Here is an 18162-nt window from a genome sequence, read left to right on the forward strand (position 1 = left end):
CGAGTAAGCCGTCATTTTCCACGCCCAAAAAACCACAATTGTGCTATTATGTCGCTCCAGTTACCCAACGCAGCGTGTGCTTTATGCCCCTGCTTTGCGAGCTCGGTTAGGAGTGCTCCCCGCCTCCTGTTGTCAATCTGTGATTAGGAATCGCCGCATGTTAAGTTTCCAAGGTGAAAACATCCTCTCCGTCAACGAACTCGACAGAGATGCCATTGAGCTGATTTTCAGTGTTGCTAAAAAAATGGAACCCTACGCTAAGAAGCACAAACGTACCAACGTATTAGAAGGTGCTGTATTAGCCAACCTGTTTTTTGAACCCAGTACCCGAACGCGTGTCAGTTTCGGAACCGCCTTTAATTTGCTTGGTGGTACGGTCCGCGAAACCACAGGTATGCAAAGTTCCGCTTTAGCCAAAGGCGAATCCCTGTATGACACAGCCCGAGTCATCTCGGCCTATGCGGATGCAGTGGCAATGCGCCACCCGGACGCAGGATCAGTGGCAGAATTTGCCACGGGTTCTGACGTGCCAGTAATCAATGGTGGTGATGGTCCGAACGAGCACCCCACTCAGGCCTTGCTGGACCTGCTGACGATTGAACGTGAACTGGGGCGATTTGAGCGGGGCATTGACGGCATGCACATCGCTTTGGTTGGCGACCTTAAATATGGTCGAACAGTCCACTCCCTTTCTAAATTACTGTGCCACTACAAAAATGTGCGCTTTTCCATGGTTGCCCCGGACGGGTTGCAGATGCCAGATTATATTCTTGATGCGGTCAGCAATGCTGGCCATCAAATTGAGCTGGTATCTCAGATGGAAGGTAACCTGGCTGCAGATATCGTCTATCAGACACGTATTCAGGAAGAGCGTTTCCCGTCACAGGAAGAAGCCAATAAATACCGGGGTGGCTTTCGCATCAGTCAGGCGATTTATGACGCGCATTGTAAACCGGAGTCGGTACTGATGCACCCGCTGCCGCGCGACAGCCGCGGGGATGCCAACGAGCTGGATAATGATTTAAACAATAACGATAACCTGGCTATCTTCCGTCAGGTTCAAAACGGCGTGTTGATCCGCATGGCGCTGTTTGCATTGACACTGGGCGTTGCCGACAAGGTTGAGCAGTATGAAGTGGATGTGCCCTGGTTCAGCCGCAAGCGCGACAGCTAAGTTGTTACACTCGTTTTCATGATTTGAGGTATTTGGTAAAAACACCAGATACCTTATGCACATAACAAAGGACACATTATGACAATCAGTCAAGATCTCTTCTCTCGTGCCCAGGAATCTATCCCGGGTGGCGTTAATTCACCCGTTCGTGCGTTTAACGGCGTGGGTGGCACGCCACTGTTTATCAATAAGGCTGAAGGCCCGCATACCTTTGATGCCGATGGCAAACGTTATATCGACTATGTTGGCTCCTGGGGACCTATGATCCTGGGCCACAACCACCCTCAAATTAAACAAGCGGTGCTGGATGCCGTTGAACATGGCCTAAGCTATGGCGCTCCGACAGAAAGCGAAATTCTAATGGCTGAAAAAGTCAAAGCGCTTGTTCCGTCAATTGACAAGGTACGTATGGTCAGCTCAGGCACAGAAGCGACGATGAGCGCCATCCGTCTGGCTCGCGGTTATACCGGCAGAGATAAAATTTTGAAGTTCGAAGGTTGCTATCATGGCCATGCGGATTCTCTGTTGGTTAAAGCAGGGTCAGGCGCGCTGACAATGGGCGTACCTAACTCTCCGGGGATCCCCACTGATTTTGCCAAACATACACTCACGGTATCGTTCAACAATATCGATGAAGTGAAAGCCATCTTTGCACAATACCCGGATCAAATCGCCTGTATCATTGTTGAACCTGTGGCGGGCAATATGAACTGTATTCCTCCGGTCGAAGGTTTTCTGGAAGGTCTGCGCGAGATCTGTGATACCCATCAATCTGTCCTGATCTTCGATGAGGTCATGACGGGCTTTAGGGTTGCACTCGGCGGTGCTCAGGCCTATTACAATATAGAGCCGGATCTGACTTGTTTAGGTAAAGTGATCGGCGGAGGTATGCCTGTGGGTGCATTTGGTGGTAAGCGTGAAATCATGGATTATATTGCCCCTGTAGGCCCAGTCTATCAGGCCGGTACACTATCCGGTAACCCGATTGCCATGGCCGCTGGTCTGAAAGCCCTTGAGCTGCTGTCTGAGCCCGGGCTGCACGATACGCTTGAGACCAAAAGCAAGCAACTTTGTGACGGTTTCCAGCGTGCTGCAGATGCAGCGGGTATTGCACTGACCACCAACTATGCCGGCGGTATGTTTGGCTTCTTCTTCACCGAAGCTACACGTGTTGACACCTATCAGCAGGCGACTGAATGCGACCTTGAGCGCTTCAAGCGCTTTTTCCACCTGATGTTGGAAGAAGGTGTCTATCTTGCCCCCTCCGCGTTCGAAGCCGGATTTGTCAGCACCATGCACAGCGACGAAGATATTGCTGAAACAATCAAGGCCGCAGAACGCGCTTTTGCGAAGCTTGCTGCCTGATCAATCCGCATTGCTCACCTATCTAAAAAGCCCCGTTTGGGGCTTTTTTATGGCTGACAGTAAAAACTTTCGATGCTTTGAACTATTCTTTGCTTATTCTCGGTCTCCTAACAGTGACTTATAAGCAAAGATAACATTATGACAGGACTCAGATCAGCCGCCAGCCCAGCCATCGCTTTTATGGCACAGCTAAAATACAAAACTAAAATCAGCCTGGTATTTGGTATTCTCTTGGTACCACTCAGTCTGAGCTTGTTTTTTCTGAACTCAACCCTGACCGAATCTATTCAGATCAGTCAGCAACAGCGTGCCGGGTTACAATTTTATCCTCCTATTTTGGAAAACCTACTTAACCAGCAAGCCCAGCGTAATGCTCAGGTGCTGGCACGCAGTCCTTTTGCCACCGGTCTAAAGCCAGGTAATGAACTGGAACACCTGTCAATCACATCTAAGCTCGCCATAGACAATGATCTCAGCCGCTCTTACCTCAATCGCTCTTTGGTCGAATCCCTGCCAAACGTGATAGCCCAGGTAAACAGCATTGCTCAGCAAGCTACTGATATCATTGGTCGAGGCCGTTTTACGCCGGATTCGTTTATCGCACTGTCTAACCTAAACAAAGTCCTGCCACTGGTTAAAGCGCAGCTGAACGACAAACTGGGCGTGGCAACAACGCATAATAAACAAGTAAATAAACGTCTCAAAGACAAAATTTCAGCGCTGAATCGTTCACTTGATAACTACCACAGAGCCATCAAAGATAAACTGCTTGAGCCCGATGACATTGAGCTGACCAACAGTGCATTTAACAGCGCGCATCGTGATGTGCTGACCCAACTCAGTGGTCTGGTCAACGAAGCAACGCCGACACTGAAAACACTCCTCGATAACAAACTGACGAGCGAACGCAGGATCCGTAATCTGGTGGCGCTGGCCTCTGTGCTCAGCCTGCTATTAGCACTTTATCTTATGCTCGGTTTCTATTTTGCTGTGGTGGATACCATTGCGGAGTTTTCAGCGTCAGCACAACACGCCTCCAGGGGCAATCTAACAGTCAGAGCGGTCCCTCGGGGCAAAGATGAGCTGAGCGAAATCTTGCGCCAGTATAATGCCGTGCTGGATGCCTTTGTCCACTTGCTGGGGAATGTCAGAACCACATCAACCGACTTATACGGCGCAACAGATAAGCTCAGCCAGATAAGCCAGGACACCAGAGAAGACGTGGCACAGCAACAAGCTAAAATCCAGACAGTTCATCAGGCACTCAGTGAAATGGCCAATGCTGCGGATGCCGTTGAAAACTCAGCTCATCATGCCACAGAGCTGGCCGCCACTGCCGCGCAGCAGGTCAAGCAGGGCAGTGAAAATACCACCCGGCTGGCAGAGCACATGACGGTATTGCAACAAGAATTCGAAGAAAGTCGTATAGCGCTGGATAAGCTGGCCCAGGATAGTCAGGACATCAGTAAGGTTAGCCTGGGGATCAGTGAAATTGCGGAGCAAACCAACCTGCTCGCACTCAACGCTGCCATAGAAGCGGCACGGGCTGGCGAGCAAGGGCGCGGATTCGCCGTTGTGGCAGACGAAGTACGTACTCTGGCGCAGAGGACTCAACAACAGACTGAAGAAATCCACTCTATCATTCATTCATTACAACAAGCCTCGAATGATACGCAAAAGAAAATGCTCAGCAGTGTCGAAAAAATGGAACAAGGTGTCAGTGCAGCGAATGAGACAAACCAGGTACTCAGCGCCGCTGAACAAAGTATGGCCGATATTGACCAGCAGGGTCATGTGATCAGCGATCAGGTAAAACGCCAGGCTGTTGCAACGCAACAGGCACTGGCAGAGTCAAGTGAAATAAGCCACCTTGCTGACCACACCCTGAGTTCGGCTGAGGCCACAAAGAGTGATGCTCAGAAACTCAGTAATATGGCGGCCACGTTAAAACAGCTGATCGCTAAGTTCAAAACCGAGTAACTGATTGAAACCAGCCTTCGGGTTAACCACACCCGGGGCGTGGGTTAAATTCCTCAATACGTATGGGTAACTGGATAGTTGGGCCACAATGTGGTGCCGCTTGCTCTCCGGTTTGCTCATTGATGAACGCCCAGCGTATTCCCTGAGGACGCTGATCCGCTATCGCCTGCGGGTTCAGGGGTTTTAAATAGCGAATGTAGAGTTCCAGCGCCCCTCGGCCCCCAGTCAGTTTTGCAGGTTTATTGTCGTCACGGCCGACCCAGGTCACCGTCACGGTATTATGATCGAACCCCGCAAACCAGCTGTCTCTCAACTCATTGCTTGTTCCCGTTTTACCAGCCAACTGAACAGACGGAAAATGCTGGTTCAGGCGCTTTGCAGTGCCGCTTTTTGTTACTCTTTTAAGTCCATAACGCGTCATATACATGGCTTCCTGAGAAAAGCGAGGTTGCCGGGCAATGTGATGCTGATACAAACGCTTGCCCGTGGTGTTGGTAATGGCAGAGATACTCGTGAGTGAGGCATACTGACCATTGGCGGCCAGTGTCGTGTACATCTGTGCGACATCAAAGCTCGACAATTCAACAGCGCCCAGCAACATAGAAGGGTAAAGAGGAATATCACTATCTATTCCCAACTGTTGCATAGTCTGGGCAACCGAATCAACGCCTACATCCAGACCCAGGTTCACAGCAGGGATGTTAATACTTTCACTAAATGCACGATACAGCGGCACGGCTCCCCGGAATTTGTGGTCAAAGTTTTCCGGTTGCCAGGTTTTGCCAGCTGCATTGGTGACTTGCAGCGGAGCGTCTTCAAGCAAAGTGCCCAAATTATACTGGGGTTGTTCCAGCGCTGACAGGTAAATAGCTGGCTTTACCAGAGATCCCACATTACGGCGGGTATCCAGTACCCGGTTAAACCCGGAGTATCGTAGCTGACGCCCGGCGACCAGTGCAGAAACACCACTTTTTTCAATGTTCACCGAAACCATACCCACTTCCAGTTGCGCCGTCGAAAAACGTCGCTCAAGATAGGGTAACCCCTCACTGATGGCATCTTCCATGGCCGTCTGTTTTTGTAGATCGAAGTAAGTAAATACCCGGATCCCGGCGTTCACCACGTTTTCGTCCGGTAACAGACGTTGTAACTCGCGATTGACCAATTCCAGGTATCCCGGATAGGTTTGCATCAGGCTTTCTTTTAATGGCTGTATACTGATGGGCCGCTCCAGCGCCTGGCGGTATTCATTCGTGGTGATCAGGCCATTCTCAGCCATCAACCTGAGGACCAGATCGCGTCGCTCCATCGTGCGCTCCGGATAACGGCGTGGATTGTAATACGAAGGGCCTTTCACCATAGCAACCAGCATGGCAATCTGATCAAACTCAAGTTCATCGACCGGCTTTGCAAAATAGAACTCGGCAGCCAGACCCATTCCATGCACCCCCTGATTATAAGCCTGTCCCAGATAGACTTCGTTGAGATAAGCTTCCAGGATCTCATCTTTGCTGTAACGGAAATCTAAAATAAGGGCGATAAAGGCCTCATTGACTTTTCGCAGCAAAGAGCGCTCTCGGGTCAGATAAAAGTTCTTTGCCAGTTGCTGGGTCAGGGTACTGCCCCCCTGCACAGTGCGTCCGGCACGAATATTATGGTAGAGGGCACGCATGATTGACCAAACGGATACCCCATGGTGGTCATAGAACGCCCTGTCTTCAACAACCAGCAAGGTATCTTTGAGAATATCTGGCATCTTCGCCAGTGGTACAAATTCCCTGTCCTGACGGCTTTCATTACCTATCCGGGCAATTTGCACAGGCTCCAGCCTTGCCGCCTGAATTCGCCTGCCCTGCTCATTAACTATACTGGCAAGCTTTTTCCCTGCAAAGTTCAGCGTGAATATACGGGCCTGTTCAACCCCGTCATGGAACTCAAAAGTACGGCGATAAACGGTGATGGTGCGCCCCTGAACCACGAACTGTCCCGTATGTCTAATACGATTAACACGTGAATAATTCAGCCGCTCCAGCTCCCAAATCACCTCCTGCTCTGCAAGGTACTGATCCGAATAAAACGACATCGCCCTGGCGTATACCTGTACTGGAAGTTGCCATTTATTGCCTTCAAATTGGCGACTGACTTTGGCATCGAGATAAACCACATAACCGGCAACGGCAAACGCCATGGCCAGACTCAGCTTCCAGCACAACGACCACAGCGAACTCAGGACCCGGCGACGAAATGCACTCAAACGGTGCTTTATTGTCGTTGCAGATTTGGCAGTCTTTTTCTTGCCTGATTTGGCAGGTGTTTTACGTGGGGATTTGCGGGGTTTGCTCGGTGCTTTTTTATTGTCTGCCATTGCCCATGGAATATTTGCTGAGAGTTAATGGATGCTAGATTATCTCAGATTAACTTTCGCTTAAACCAAAAAGCGCGATGAGCCGCACTTTTTGGTTGTTTCTTCACTACTTGTTGCGAATGGTCACAAATTCCGGGTAAGCATCAATACCACAGTCATGCTGATCCATGCCACTGAGCTCTTCTTCTTCCCCGACACGGATCCCCATCAGCGTTTTGATCATACCCCAGACGATATATGACGCTATGAATACGAAGCCCAGAATAGTCACCAGACCAATGGCTTGAGTCGCAAAACTGGCGTCACTATTGGAGAATGGCACCATCATAATACCCAGCGCACCACACACACCATGAACAGAGATCGCGCCAACAGGGTCATCAATGCGCAGTTTATCCAATGCAACAATGCTGAATACCACTAAAGATCCACCCAACATACCAAGGATACAGGCCAGTATGGGTGTCGGTGATGCAGGCTCAGCAGTAATGGTCACCAAGCCTGCCAGCGCACCATTTAAGATCATGGTCAGGTCCGCTTTTTTCCACATCAGTTTGCACACTACCAACGCCGCAATGGCACCAGCCGCAGCCGCTGCATTCGTATTAACCATGATTTGACTCACTGCAATGGCGTTACTTTTATCAGCCAAAAATAACTGAGAGCCACCATTAAAGCCAAACCAACCCATCCATAAAATAAAGGTGCCCAGTGTCGCCAATGGCAAGTTTGAACCTGGAATTGGATAAATCTCTCCATTCTTGCCATATTTACCTTTTCGCGCTCCCAGCAGCAGCACCCCAGCCAATGCGGCAGCTGCACCGGCGCCATGCACAATGGCAGAACCCGCAAAGTCTACAAAACCCATCTCAGACAAAAACCCGGCGCCCCATGTCCAGTATCCCTCAATCGGATAGATGAGGCCTGTCAGGACGACTGTAAACAGTAAAAATGCCCAGAGCTTCATGCGCTCTGCAACCGCGCCAGAGACAATCGACATCGCCGTGGCTACAAACACGACCTGAAAGAAAAAGTCAGATTCAAGAGCATGGTCCGCATCCGCCGCAGCGCTGCCAATCAAAGCGCCAAAGTTAGGTACTACTCCGCCTTCAATATTATCCACATACATAATGTTATAACCGACCAGCAAAAACATAGTGCAGGCAATAGCATACAGAGCGATATTTTTAGTCAAGATTTCAGTGGTGTTTTTGGAGCGAACCAGCCCTGCTTCAAGCATGGCAAACCCCGCGGCCATCCACATCACTAGAATACCGGAGACCAGAAAGTAAAATGTGTTCAGAGAGAATTGTAATTCTATTATCGTGTTTTCCATCGTCTTGCCCCTTAAATCGCTTCTTCGTCGAGTTCACCGGTACGGATCCGGACTATCTGTTCGAGGTCATAAACAAAGATTTTACCGTCACCAATTTTGCCTGTGCTGGCGATCTCAGTGATAGCGTCAACAACACGTTGGGTATTTTCACTGCGCGTGGCAATTTCCAGCTTAATTTTAGGAATAAAGTCAACCTGATATTCGGCTCCACGATACAGCTCGGTATGACCACGCTGACGGCCAAAGCCCTTTACATCAACCACGGTCATGCCCTCAATGCCAAGTTCGGCTAAGGCTTCGCGGACTTCATCCAGCTTAAATGGTTTAATTATTGCGCTTATCATTTTCATTATTTGCCCCCCCAGGGCAGCTGATCCTGTCACAGGGGGTAATCCAACCTTTGTGCCAAAACTAAAAGTCTTTATTTTTTATTTGGTTAAGATATTTTTATCACGTTTTAGAAAGGACAAACGCACCGAACTGGTGCGCTTGTTTGTTGTCTGACTTGAAATGGTGCAAAGGTGAGTTAGCCGTGGGCCGATTTAGCTTTCACTGACCATGACGCAGTTTCGTTGGGCTTCTTTAGCTCGGTACAATGCATTATCTGCCGCACGCATGACATCACTGAGTGTCGCTTTATCGCAACGTGCGATCCCTACACTCAGTGTACAGTGCAGCGACTCGTCCTGGATCATAAACTGAGTATTTGCAAATCGCTCTCTAAAATCCTGACAGCTGTCTTTGGCCACATTCAGGTCATTGCCAGGCATCAGCACTGCAAACTCTTCTCCACCCACACGAGCCACTAAGCAATGGTTAAATGAACTACTCAGCAATTCCGCTGCCTGGGACAAGACTTTGTCACCGCCAAGGTGACCATGCTGATCATTGATCGCCTTAAAATGGTCCAGATCAAGCAAGGCCAGCGTGAACTGGTCCGGTTTATTTTTGAGTACCTTATCCATGTGCTGACAAAAATAGCGGCGATTATAGAGACCCGTCAGAAAGTCCCGGTGAGCATATTCTTTGATATCCGCGATCAGGTTTAGCTGGTCCATCGTTTGCATTACACGGCAGTGAAACTCTTCGTTCATAAACGGCTTTGTTAAAAAGTCATTGGCACCATATTTAATGAACTTAGCTGATAAACCGTGACTACCCGCTCCAGACAAACCTATGATTGCCAAATCATCACGCCCACGGCTATTTCGCACGGCTTTCACCAACTCAAAACCGTCCATAGTTGGCATGGCGTAGTCAGTCAAAAGGAGCTTTATCTCTGGCTTGGCATTGAGCATATTGAGCGCTTGTTCACCATCTTGAGCCTCGAATACGGTGAACAGTTGCTTCTCCAACATTTGCCGCATGACTGCACGGCTGATCATAGAATCGTCAGCAATCAGCGCCTGACACCCCTCGTTACGCAACAAGCGCGATACCAATTTGATGGCGTACAAATAGGAATCCCGATTATCTTTAATCACATAGTCCACGACCCCCATCTCAAGCATTTGCTGACGACTGTATTCATCTATTTTGGAGGTCAATACCACCGTAGGAACGTTGCGGCTCAGAGTTAACTGAACCACTTCACCGTCCGGCGCATCAGGTAAGGTCAGATCCACCAGTGCCAGGGTGTAATGTTGGCTCTCGAGCAATGCCTGGGTCTCTTTCAGTGACCAGGCATAATCAATTTCCACATCCAGGTGTTGTGACGCAAGGTGGCGTAGGATCTGCTGCACAACCTTACTGTCTTCGACGATTAATACTCTTTGCATTACGATGCTCTACTAAAACTACGAGAAAAGGGAAGAGATACAAGAATTTAACAGCGCTAAATACTTTAATACTACAGACATAAGGATTAAATATACGCGATTTCTGTGACAAAAAAAACTCACGACTCAATTAAATTGTAAACAGACAGCAACAAACATACGCTGAACCTCCACCCGTTCCTGCCATTTAAAATACAAAAAAGAAACCAGTCAGACCATAAAAATTAACACACGGAACACGTAGCCTGTTTTTTGGCTATTAGTCTCAAGTTCTTTGAATTCTCCACAATATCCGTCTTAAATAAGCCAATTCATTTCATCAAAAAATTACAAGAACATGTTGTTGAAGCCATTACTTTTCGCACTTACTGCGACTCTACTCACCACGCTGCCGCAAACAGGACTTGCACAAACTGATACCCAAGGTCATTTAACCCAAAAAATCGATGCGCAGGTTATCACCGAGCACAAAGGCACCTTTAACGGAGCGCGCTTTGCCTACACGGCCACCACGGGCACTCAACCAGTATGGGATAAGCAAGGCCACCCTATTGCGACTCTGCACTACACTTACTATAAAAAAAGTAACGTCAAAGATCCCGCCACTCGGCCGTTGCTTATCTCATTTAATGGCGGGCCAGGTTCAGCATCGGTATGGATGCACATAGCCTACACAGGCCCCCGAGTGCTGAAAATAGACGATGAAGGCTACCCGATGCAGCCATATGGTTTGAAAGATAACCCGGACTCTGTGCTGGATGTAGCCGATATCCTGTTTGTTAACCCAGTCAATACGGGCTACTCACGCGTGCTACCTGAACAAGATGGCACTATGGCCGACAAACAGACTCTGCAAAAACGCTTTTTTGGTGTGAATGCAGACATCGAGTATCTGGCCAGGTGGCTGAATACCTTCATTAACCGCAATGGACGTGCACTCTCTCCAAAATTTTTGATAGGCGAAAGCTACGGCACAACCCGCGTCTCCGGCTTAGCCCATGAGCTACAAAACAAGCAATGGTTATTTCTCAATGGGGTTGTACTGGTTTCTCCCACAGATATTGGTATTAAACGTCAGGGTCCAGTAAAAAGTGCCAATCGCCTGCCATATTTCGCCGCAACTGCCTGGTATCACAATGCGCTCTCTGAAGAGCTGCAGAATCAGGATCTGCTGAACGTACTTGAGCAGGTCGAAGCCTATACACTCGACCACTACCTGCCCGCTTTGGCCAAAGGGGCGATGCTGAGTGAACAGGCTCGCCAGGAAGTTGCGAAAAAAGTCGCACACTTCAGTGGACTATCAGAGCAGTTCGTACTGCAAAATAACCTCGACATTCCCAACCATGCCTTCTGGAAGGAGTTGTTACGCGAACGCGGTTATACTGTTGGTCGCCTGGACTCTCGCTACCTCGGGATTGATAAACGAGAGGCGGGTGAAGGTCCAGATTACTGGCCGGAATTGGATGCCTGGTTGCACGCATTCACACCGGCAATCAATCATTATTTCCGCTTCGAGCTGAATTATAAAACCGACATAAAATACAATATGTTTGGCGATGTACGACCCTGGGACCGCAACAATAACGACGTTGGGGAACAACTGCGATTGTCGATGGCGAAAAACCCATACCTGAACGTGATGGTGCAGTCTGGTTACTATGACGGTGCCACCAACTACTTTGATGGCAAGTACAACCTCTGGCACCTTGATCCCAGTGGAAAAATGCAGGACAGATTGCGCTTTAAGGGCTATCGTTCCGGTCACATGATGTACCTGCGTCGTCCTGACCTCACCCAGGCCAATCAGGACCTGCGAGAATTCATCACCGACTCGCTCAAATACAACCAATCAGCGAAATATTGATTCCGGCTGAATGACGACAATACGGCGCCCAACTGAGGCGCCGTTGTTCTTTGCCTCGTGACCCGCACAGATAACTTCACACACTGATCAGAAAAGTTAGGTATACTCAAAACAACGATTGACGATGCCCATGTTTTTTATTCCGCTTACTCAGCAATAAGTTAACAACAAATCGCAGGGATCAGAATAAGCCGTGGGCCCGAAGTACAGATAGTGAGGAAACCTCATGAGCGAGCAATTTCGCGTTGTGTTTTCTGGCTTTAAGCCCGGTACCGACAGCCAGGCGGCCATAGAGCAACTCGCAGCCAAGTTAAAAGTATCAGAGCAAAAGGTTGCCGACTTTACCTCAGGTAAACCTTTGTTTGGTCCCGCAGATAAACAGAAATGCCTTAAACAGGCAAAGTTACTTGCGGTATACGGTATCCAGAGCAAACTACAAGCACAGACCTCATCAGCAGCGGGAGTCGCTCAAAACGCCGCGAATGAACGAGTCTTTGATGCCCTGGACTACATCACCAGCAGCCTGATCCGCATTGAAGAAAAGCTGGATGAACTTGAGCAACGTATCGATGGCAAGCAAGTACAAAACGAACAAAGTGAAGAGGATGAATGGGAAGACGAAACCCTGTTCAGCGAACTTGAGTTGGACAGTGAACCTCCTAAACGCTCTAAAAAGCTCTTGTACATTCTGCTATCACTGTTGGTGCTACTGCTGGTTGTTTTAGGCATCAGCCTCGCTTTCCCAGAGTTGGTGCCAATGTAATGAAAATAAATTCACGTTTAGATGAAAATACTGCAACTACAAGGAAGAAAATACGGAGTGACATTAGAAAATTTCGTAACAGCCTCTCAGAAGAACAGCAAAAAGATGCAGAAGAAAAACTGACTATTAATTTTATTCAACACACTGAGTTACCTAAAGAGGCCCGAATCGGGATCTACCTAGAGAACGATGGCGAACTCAGAACAAACCTTTTAATTCAATCACTTTGGTCAAAAGGAATGTCGCTTTTCCTGCCAGTGATCCACCCTTTTAGCGGAGTCACTTTGCTGTTTCAGAAGTATGAAAAAAACTCACCCATGAGGCAGAATCGCTATGCTATCTTAGAACCAGAATTAAATTGTAGCGAAATTTGCCCATTGGCGCAGTTAGACTATTTACTGCTTCCACTGGTAGCGTTTGACGACGCTGGCAATCGCCTCGGTATGGGAGGTGGCTACTATGATCGCACGCTGGCGCGTTATTATCGTGAGAACTGGCAACAACCAAAGTTAATTGGCCTGGCACATGACTGTCAGAAAGTTCCGGCATTGCCAACAGAAGCCTGGGACGTGCCCTTACCAACCATAATCACGCCGCAAAAATGCTATCAGTGGTAAAGACATTGATAATGTATTTTCTTCACCACTGATTCATCAATATAGTGCCAGATCATTAATTCCTCTATTAAAGGCATCTGGCATACTTTTCTGCGCTTTGGGCGTATAATTGCGAACCAATAATTAACTAAAACAGTGATCGCGTTATGACTCAAGATGAAATGAAAAAAGCAGCTGCCTGGGCGGCATTACAATATGTCGAAGCTGGTACGGTTGTTGGTGTGGGTACAGGTTCCACCGTAAACCACTTTATTGATGCATTAGGCAGTATCAAAGATACCATTAAGGGGGCGGTTTCAAGCTCAGAGGCTTCCACAGAAAAGCTGAAGGCGCTGGGGATCGAGGTGTTTGAGCTTAATGATGTCTCTGATCTGGACATCTATGTGGATGGTGCGGATGAAATCAATGCGCACAACCAGATGATCAAAGGTGGTGGTGCAGCACTGACGCGCGAAAAGATAGTGGCAGCGGTTGCAAGACAGTTTGTCTGTATCGTCGACAACACTAAACATGTTGACGTATTGGGCCAGTTCCCTTTACCAGTTGAAGTGATCCCAATGGCACGCAGCTATGTGGCGCGTGAGTTACTCAAGCTGGGAGGCGATCCTGTCTATCGGCAGGGCGTCGTGACGGACAATGGCAACGTGATTTTAGACGTGCATGGCTTGTCCATCACTCAGGCAGCAGAACTGGAAGAAAAAATTAATCAAATCGTCGGTGTTGTCACCAATGGCCTGTTCGCTCAGCGCGGCGCCAACATCGTCATTACAGGTACCCCTGAGGGGCCACAAATTAAGTAACAGGAATAAGTCATGAGTAAGGTATCGTTGTCAAAGGACAAAATTCGCATTTTATTGTTGGAAGGCGTACACCAAAGCGCAGTTGAAACACTCAAGCGCAATGGTTATAGCAATATCGAGTACGTAAAGACATCGCTACCTGAAAGTGAACTGATTGAGCGAATCAAAAATGTTCACTTTGTTGGGATCCGCTCACGCACTCACCTGAGTGAGACCGTGCTGGAAGCCGCTGAAAAGCTGGTTGCGGTTGGCTGCTTCTGTATCGGCACCAATCAGGTTGACCTGGACGCGGCTAAAAAGCGCGGTATTGCCGTATTTAATGCCCCATTTTCTAATACGCGCTCAGTGGCTGAGCTGGTACTCGGTGAGATCCTGCTACTGTTACGGGGCATTCCAAAACGCAATGCCATGGCACACCGTGGTGAATGGTTCAAATCAGCTATTGGCTCCTTTGAAGCGCGCGGCAAAACACTGGGGATCATTGGCTATGGCCACATAGGGACCCAGCTGGGGATCATGGCTGAAAACATCGGTATGAAAGTCGAATTTTACGACATCGAAGATAAACTCACCTTAGGTAATGCACAGCAGGTTCAGAGCTTAACTCAGCTATTACAACGTGCTGATGTGGTGAGTTTACACGTGCCTGAAACGTCGCAAACCAAGAACCTGATTGGTATGGCTGAGCTGGAGGTGATGAAGCAAGGCGCGATCCTGATCAATGCCTCACGCGGCACTGTAGTGGATATCGACGCCCTGGCTGAAGCGCTCAGTGCGGGTAAGCTCTCAGGTGCTGCCATTGATGTATTCCCGGTCGAGCCTAAGTCTAATGACGAAGAGTTTGTCTCACCACTGCGCCAGTTCGACAATGTGATTCTGACGCCACATGTTGGCGGCTCTACACAGGAAGCGCAGGAAAACATTGGGATAGAGGTGGCCGGTAAACTAACTAAGTACTCTGACAACGGCTCAACCGTCACAGCGGTGAACTTCCCGGAAGTCTCTCTTCCTGAACTATCTAATCGAAGTCGTCTGCTGCACGTGCATGAGAACCGCCCTGGTGTACTGACGCAAATTAACCAGGCTTTCGCACAACATGGTATTAATATCGCAGCCCAATATCTGCAAACCGATGAAAGCATTGGTTACGTGGTGATTGATGTCGACAGCGATCACTCCGAAGTTGCATTAAAAGAGCTGAGCGCGGTTGAAGGCACCATTCGTGCCCGTATCCTGCACTAACGACTTTGTTAACAGACACAAAAAAGCCTGTCTAATGACAGGCTTTTTTAATTTCTTACACTGAGTAATATTGCTCAGCAAGCTGGCAATTATGCCATGAAATCAACACCTTCTTTGATGTCTTTTTCAAGAGTAGCCAGCATGTCGTCTTTTGCTTGTTGCTCGAACGCGCTCAGCTCGCCGTATGGCAGTAGCTCTTCTACGCCATTTTTGCCAAGACGTACAGGTTGTGCGAAGAAAGTAGCATCGCCAGTGTTGCCTTCAACGTACGCGTACTCAACGACGTTTTCGCCTTGCAGGCCTTTAACCAGTGAGAAGCAGAAACGTGCCGCAGCTGCGCCCATAGACAGAGTTGCAGAACCGCCACCCGCTTTAGCTTCAACCACTTCAGTACCAGCATTCTGGATACGCTTAGTCAGTGCAGCGACTTCTTCATCAGAGAACTCTGCACCTTCAACCTGAGAAAGCAGAGGCAGAATAGTAGTACCTGAGTGACCACCAATCACTGGCACTTTCACGTCGCTTACGTTCAGGCCTTTCAGCTCAGCGATGAAAGTCTCTGCACGGATAACATCCAGTGTAGTTACACCGAATACACGAGCCGGATCGTAAGTGCCTGCTTTTTTGAACACTTCAGCAACGATTGGCACAGTGCCATTAACTGGGTTAGTGATCACACCTACCAGGGCTTTAGGACAGTTCTTAACAATGCCTTCAGACAAAGTTTTGATGATGCCTGCATTCACATTGAACAGATCAGCACGGTCCATGCCCGGCTTACGTGGCATACCCGCAGGGATCAGAACGATGTCTGCATCAACCAGCGCTGCATCCAGGTCATCTTTACCAAAACCAGCAACTTTTACCGCTGTAGGGATGTGAGACAGATCAACCGCTACGCCAGGTACTACTGGCGCTACGTCGTATAGCGCAAGCTCAGAACCAGCAGGCAAACCGTTTTTAAGCAAAAGAGACAATGCTTGACCGATACCGCCAGCGGCACCTAATACAGCAACTTTCATTGGAATTCTCCATAATTTGAAGGTGGAATTAAATGTGCTGTAAAGATAATGAAAAGCGCCGCCAAAAACAAATTTATCCGCGCAATTTTCGTCTTTTTTTCGACTATAGTTGTAAAGTTCGCGACAAATACTGCTACTAATGGTTTACGCCTCAATACAGGTTTCACATACAGGAAATATTCCGCGCTTGAAGAAACTTCTCGTGCATAAATTTGGGTAACAGGGTGGTTTTGTGTAAAATCCTAGCAGTTGAGTCACAAAGAAGTACAGAGTATGCAGCCGCAGGAAAAACAAGAAGCCCTCGTAAAAGCCTTCAAGGCCCTGTTAAAAGAAGAAAATTTTGGTTCTCAAGGTGAAATAGTCGATGCCCTAAAAGAGCAGGGATTCGATAACATCAGCCAAAGCAAAGTCTCTCGTATGCTGAGCAAGTTCGGTGCTGTCCGGACCCGCAATGCCAAACAGGAAATGGTGTATTGTTTACCGGCAGAAATGGGCGTGCCTACAGCCAAAAGCCCGCTGCGCCAGCTGGTGATTGACATAGTACATAATGAGATGATGATCATTATTCGCACCAGCCCGGGAGCCGCTCAGTTAATTGCCCGGCTACTGGACTCTTTAGGCTCTGCAGATGGCGTGCTCGGGACTATTGCCGGTGATGATACCATTTTTATTGCCCCTGCTAAGGTCTCTGAAATTGATGAAACTCTGGAGCGTGTGAAAACCCTGTTTGATAACGTCTGATAGGAATTACTTGTGCGCCATTTGCTTTAAAAATTTTAGCGATGGCGCAAAGAACGCCGCCCCCATATCTCCCTGAGAATAGTCCAACAACGGGTCGTAATCACCGTCACCGCATAACCCAAAGCGGCTATGCAGCAGTTGTTCAAACGCATTGCCTTTCGCTGCACAACTGAGCCACAGGCTGCCTTGTTCATAAACATCCCCATACGGCATGCTCTGATTGAGTAACAAAGGCTTTCCTTCACTGTCTTTTATCTCGTTGAGCCGAGCGTGATTGTAGGGGGGTGCATCTTCAATCAACTCATTGTCCAGCCGGGTACGTCCCATTAGCTGTTCCTGATCCGATAAGGGTAACGCCTGCCAGCGGGCCAGATCAAACTGAGTACGCTGTACATGAATGTAACTCCCCTGATCATCCAGGCCATCCGGATTGCTCACCAGCGCAACCTGGCGTTTGAAGCGTCCATGGGGGATATCGGCGCCATAGACAAAGCCATTGAAATCACGACCATCGAGAAATCGAAATGCGCGTACCTGAGCAACCAACTCAACACTGCCCGCCAGCATATGCAGTACACTTTGCGCAAACAGGTGATTAACGTCTTCTCTGTCAGAGCGGATCACATAAAGTAGATCGAAGGGCTGGCTGTGGCACAAGTGCTCACTGCTTTTAATCAGGGGGAAGCTTTTAAGCTGGGGGGGAATAAACTCTGGGTAAATGTGAGGCCAGTATTGTGCACCAATGGCCACAAAACTGCTCAGCATAGCTTCAGAAAAACGGTCGCTGAGTTCATCCTGTAACCTGCCAGCCTGACTGAGCGCGGAGCGCACGACTTCATCCTGGCCATCCAGTACGTTAAAAAATAAGTGCAAACCATGCAGATTTGCCTCGGCACATATCCCGGATTGTGCTTGCGCCATTACCCCATCCTATCATTATATCAACGCGCGAATACCAATTTCACTTAATACTTATTCAATTCGAAGGAGCAAATTGGTATAACATCTGACATAAAAACCCGCCATACTGAGCCCTGAAAGATGCGGTTGAGCCCCTTCATTGTGGGCACATCAGTTCACGCCCTGTCACCGCACTTCCCTATTTTACTACTAGG

Annotated in this window: 15 protein-coding genes; 9 read left to right on the forward strand and 6 right to left on the reverse strand. The window is 48.6% G+C overall.

Going from position 1 to position 18162, the window contains the following annotated elements; genetic code table 11:
• Positions 1-157 precede the first annotated feature (157 nt).
• The 3 genes from CWB98_RS05605 to CWB98_RS05615 all read left to right on the forward strand — a co-directional run bounded on the left by CWB98_RS05605 (position 158) and on the right by CWB98_RS05615 (position 4519).
• Positions 158-1174, forward strand: a complete 1017-nt coding sequence (locus CWB98_RS05605; RefSeq protein WP_054014594.1) for an aspartate carbamoyltransferase — start codon at positions 158-160, stop codon at positions 1172-1174.
• 78 nt (positions 1175-1252) lie between these two features.
• Positions 1253-2539, forward strand: a complete 1287-nt coding sequence (gene hemL / locus CWB98_RS05610) for a glutamate-1-semialdehyde 2,1-aminomutase (protein WP_138543943.1) — start codon at positions 1253-1255, stop codon at positions 2537-2539.
• Positions 2540-2677: 138 nt separating this feature from the next.
• A complete protein-coding gene (locus CWB98_RS05615; protein ID WP_138543944.1) occupies positions 2678-4519 on the forward strand; it encodes a methyl-accepting chemotaxis protein in 1842 nt (613 codons plus the stop codon).
• 22 nt (positions 4520-4541) lie between these two features.
• On the opposite strand, the gene mrcB is transcribed toward CWB98_RS05615, so the two are convergent.
• From mrcB to CWB98_RS05635, 4 genes are all read right to left on the reverse strand, one after another.
• Positions 4542-6884, reverse strand: a complete 2343-nt coding sequence (mrcB, locus tag CWB98_RS05620; RefSeq protein ID WP_138543945.1) for a penicillin-binding protein 1B — start codon at positions 6882-6884, stop codon at positions 4542-4544.
• Positions 6885-6990: 106 nt separating this feature from the next.
• Entirely contained in the window at positions 6991-8220 is a 1230-nt protein-coding gene (locus tag CWB98_RS05625; RefSeq protein ID WP_138543946.1) for an ammonium transporter, read from the reverse strand.
• Between the two features lie 11 nt (positions 8221-8231).
• Positions 8232-8570, reverse strand: a complete 339-nt coding sequence (locus tag CWB98_RS05630; protein ID WP_138543947.1) for a P-II family nitrogen regulator — start codon at positions 8568-8570, stop codon at positions 8232-8234.
• A gap of 192 nt (positions 8571-8762) precedes the next feature.
• The gene (locus tag CWB98_RS05635) at positions 8763-9998 is read right to left on the reverse strand and encodes a GGDEF domain-containing response regulator (RefSeq protein WP_138543948.1); all 1236 of its coding nucleotides are present in this window, start codon (positions 9996-9998) and stop codon (positions 8763-8765) included.
• A gap of 337 nt (positions 9999-10335) precedes the next feature.
• Between CWB98_RS05635 and CWB98_RS05640 the strand changes: the two genes are divergently transcribed.
• The 5 genes from CWB98_RS05640 (at position 10336) to serA (ending at position 15284) form a co-directional block, all read left to right on the forward strand.
• A complete protein-coding gene (locus CWB98_RS05640) occupies positions 10336-11862 on the forward strand; it encodes a S10 family peptidase (protein ID WP_138543949.1) in 1527 nt (508 codons plus the stop codon).
• Positions 11863-12088: 226 nt separating this feature from the next.
• On the forward strand, positions 12089-12625 hold the full coding sequence (locus tag CWB98_RS05645; protein ID WP_138543950.1) for a hypothetical protein: 537 nt from the start codon (positions 12089-12091) through the stop codon (positions 12623-12625).
• Positions 12625-13242: a 5-formyltetrahydrofolate cyclo-ligase gene (locus CWB98_RS05650; RefSeq protein ID WP_138543951.1), complete on the forward strand. Its 618-nt coding sequence runs from the start codon at positions 12625-12627 to the stop codon at positions 13240-13242. Before CWB98_RS05645 ends, CWB98_RS05650 begins: the two co-directional genes overlap by 1 nt.
• A gap of 146 nt (positions 13243-13388) precedes the next feature.
• On the forward strand, positions 13389-14042 hold the full coding sequence (gene rpiA, locus CWB98_RS05655) for a ribose-5-phosphate isomerase RpiA (protein WP_138543952.1): 654 nt from the start codon (positions 13389-13391) through the stop codon (positions 14040-14042).
• A 12-nt stretch (positions 14043-14054) separates the two neighbouring features.
• Positions 14055-15284: a phosphoglycerate dehydrogenase gene (gene serA / locus CWB98_RS05660; RefSeq protein ID WP_138543953.1), complete on the forward strand. Its 1230-nt coding sequence runs from the start codon at positions 14055-14057 to the stop codon at positions 15282-15284.
• An 89-nt stretch (positions 15285-15373) separates the two neighbouring features.
• Here the strand turns inward: serA and mdh are convergent, their stop codons facing one another.
• The gene (gene mdh, locus CWB98_RS05665) at positions 15374-16306 is read right to left on the reverse strand and encodes a malate dehydrogenase (RefSeq protein WP_054014584.1); all 933 of its coding nucleotides are present in this window, start codon (positions 16304-16306) and stop codon (positions 15374-15376) included.
• Between the two features lie 273 nt (positions 16307-16579).
• Here mdh and argR point away from each other — a divergent pair, with 273 nt between their 5' ends.
• Positions 16580-17047: a transcriptional regulator ArgR gene (argR, locus tag CWB98_RS05670; protein ID WP_054014583.1), complete on the forward strand. Its 468-nt coding sequence runs from the start codon at positions 16580-16582 to the stop codon at positions 17045-17047.
• Between the two features lie 6 nt (positions 17048-17053).
• Here the strand turns inward: argR and CWB98_RS05675 are convergent, their stop codons facing one another.
• A complete protein-coding gene (locus tag CWB98_RS05675; RefSeq protein ID WP_138543954.1) occupies positions 17054-17968 on the reverse strand; it encodes a Dyp-type peroxidase in 915 nt (304 codons plus the stop codon).
• Positions 17969-18162: the final 194 nt, after the last annotated feature.

Source organism: Pseudoalteromonas rubra (assembly GCF_005887115.1).
In the GTDB taxonomy this organism is placed as follows: Bacteria; Pseudomonadota; Gammaproteobacteria; order Enterobacterales; family Alteromonadaceae; genus Pseudoalteromonas; species Pseudoalteromonas rubra_F.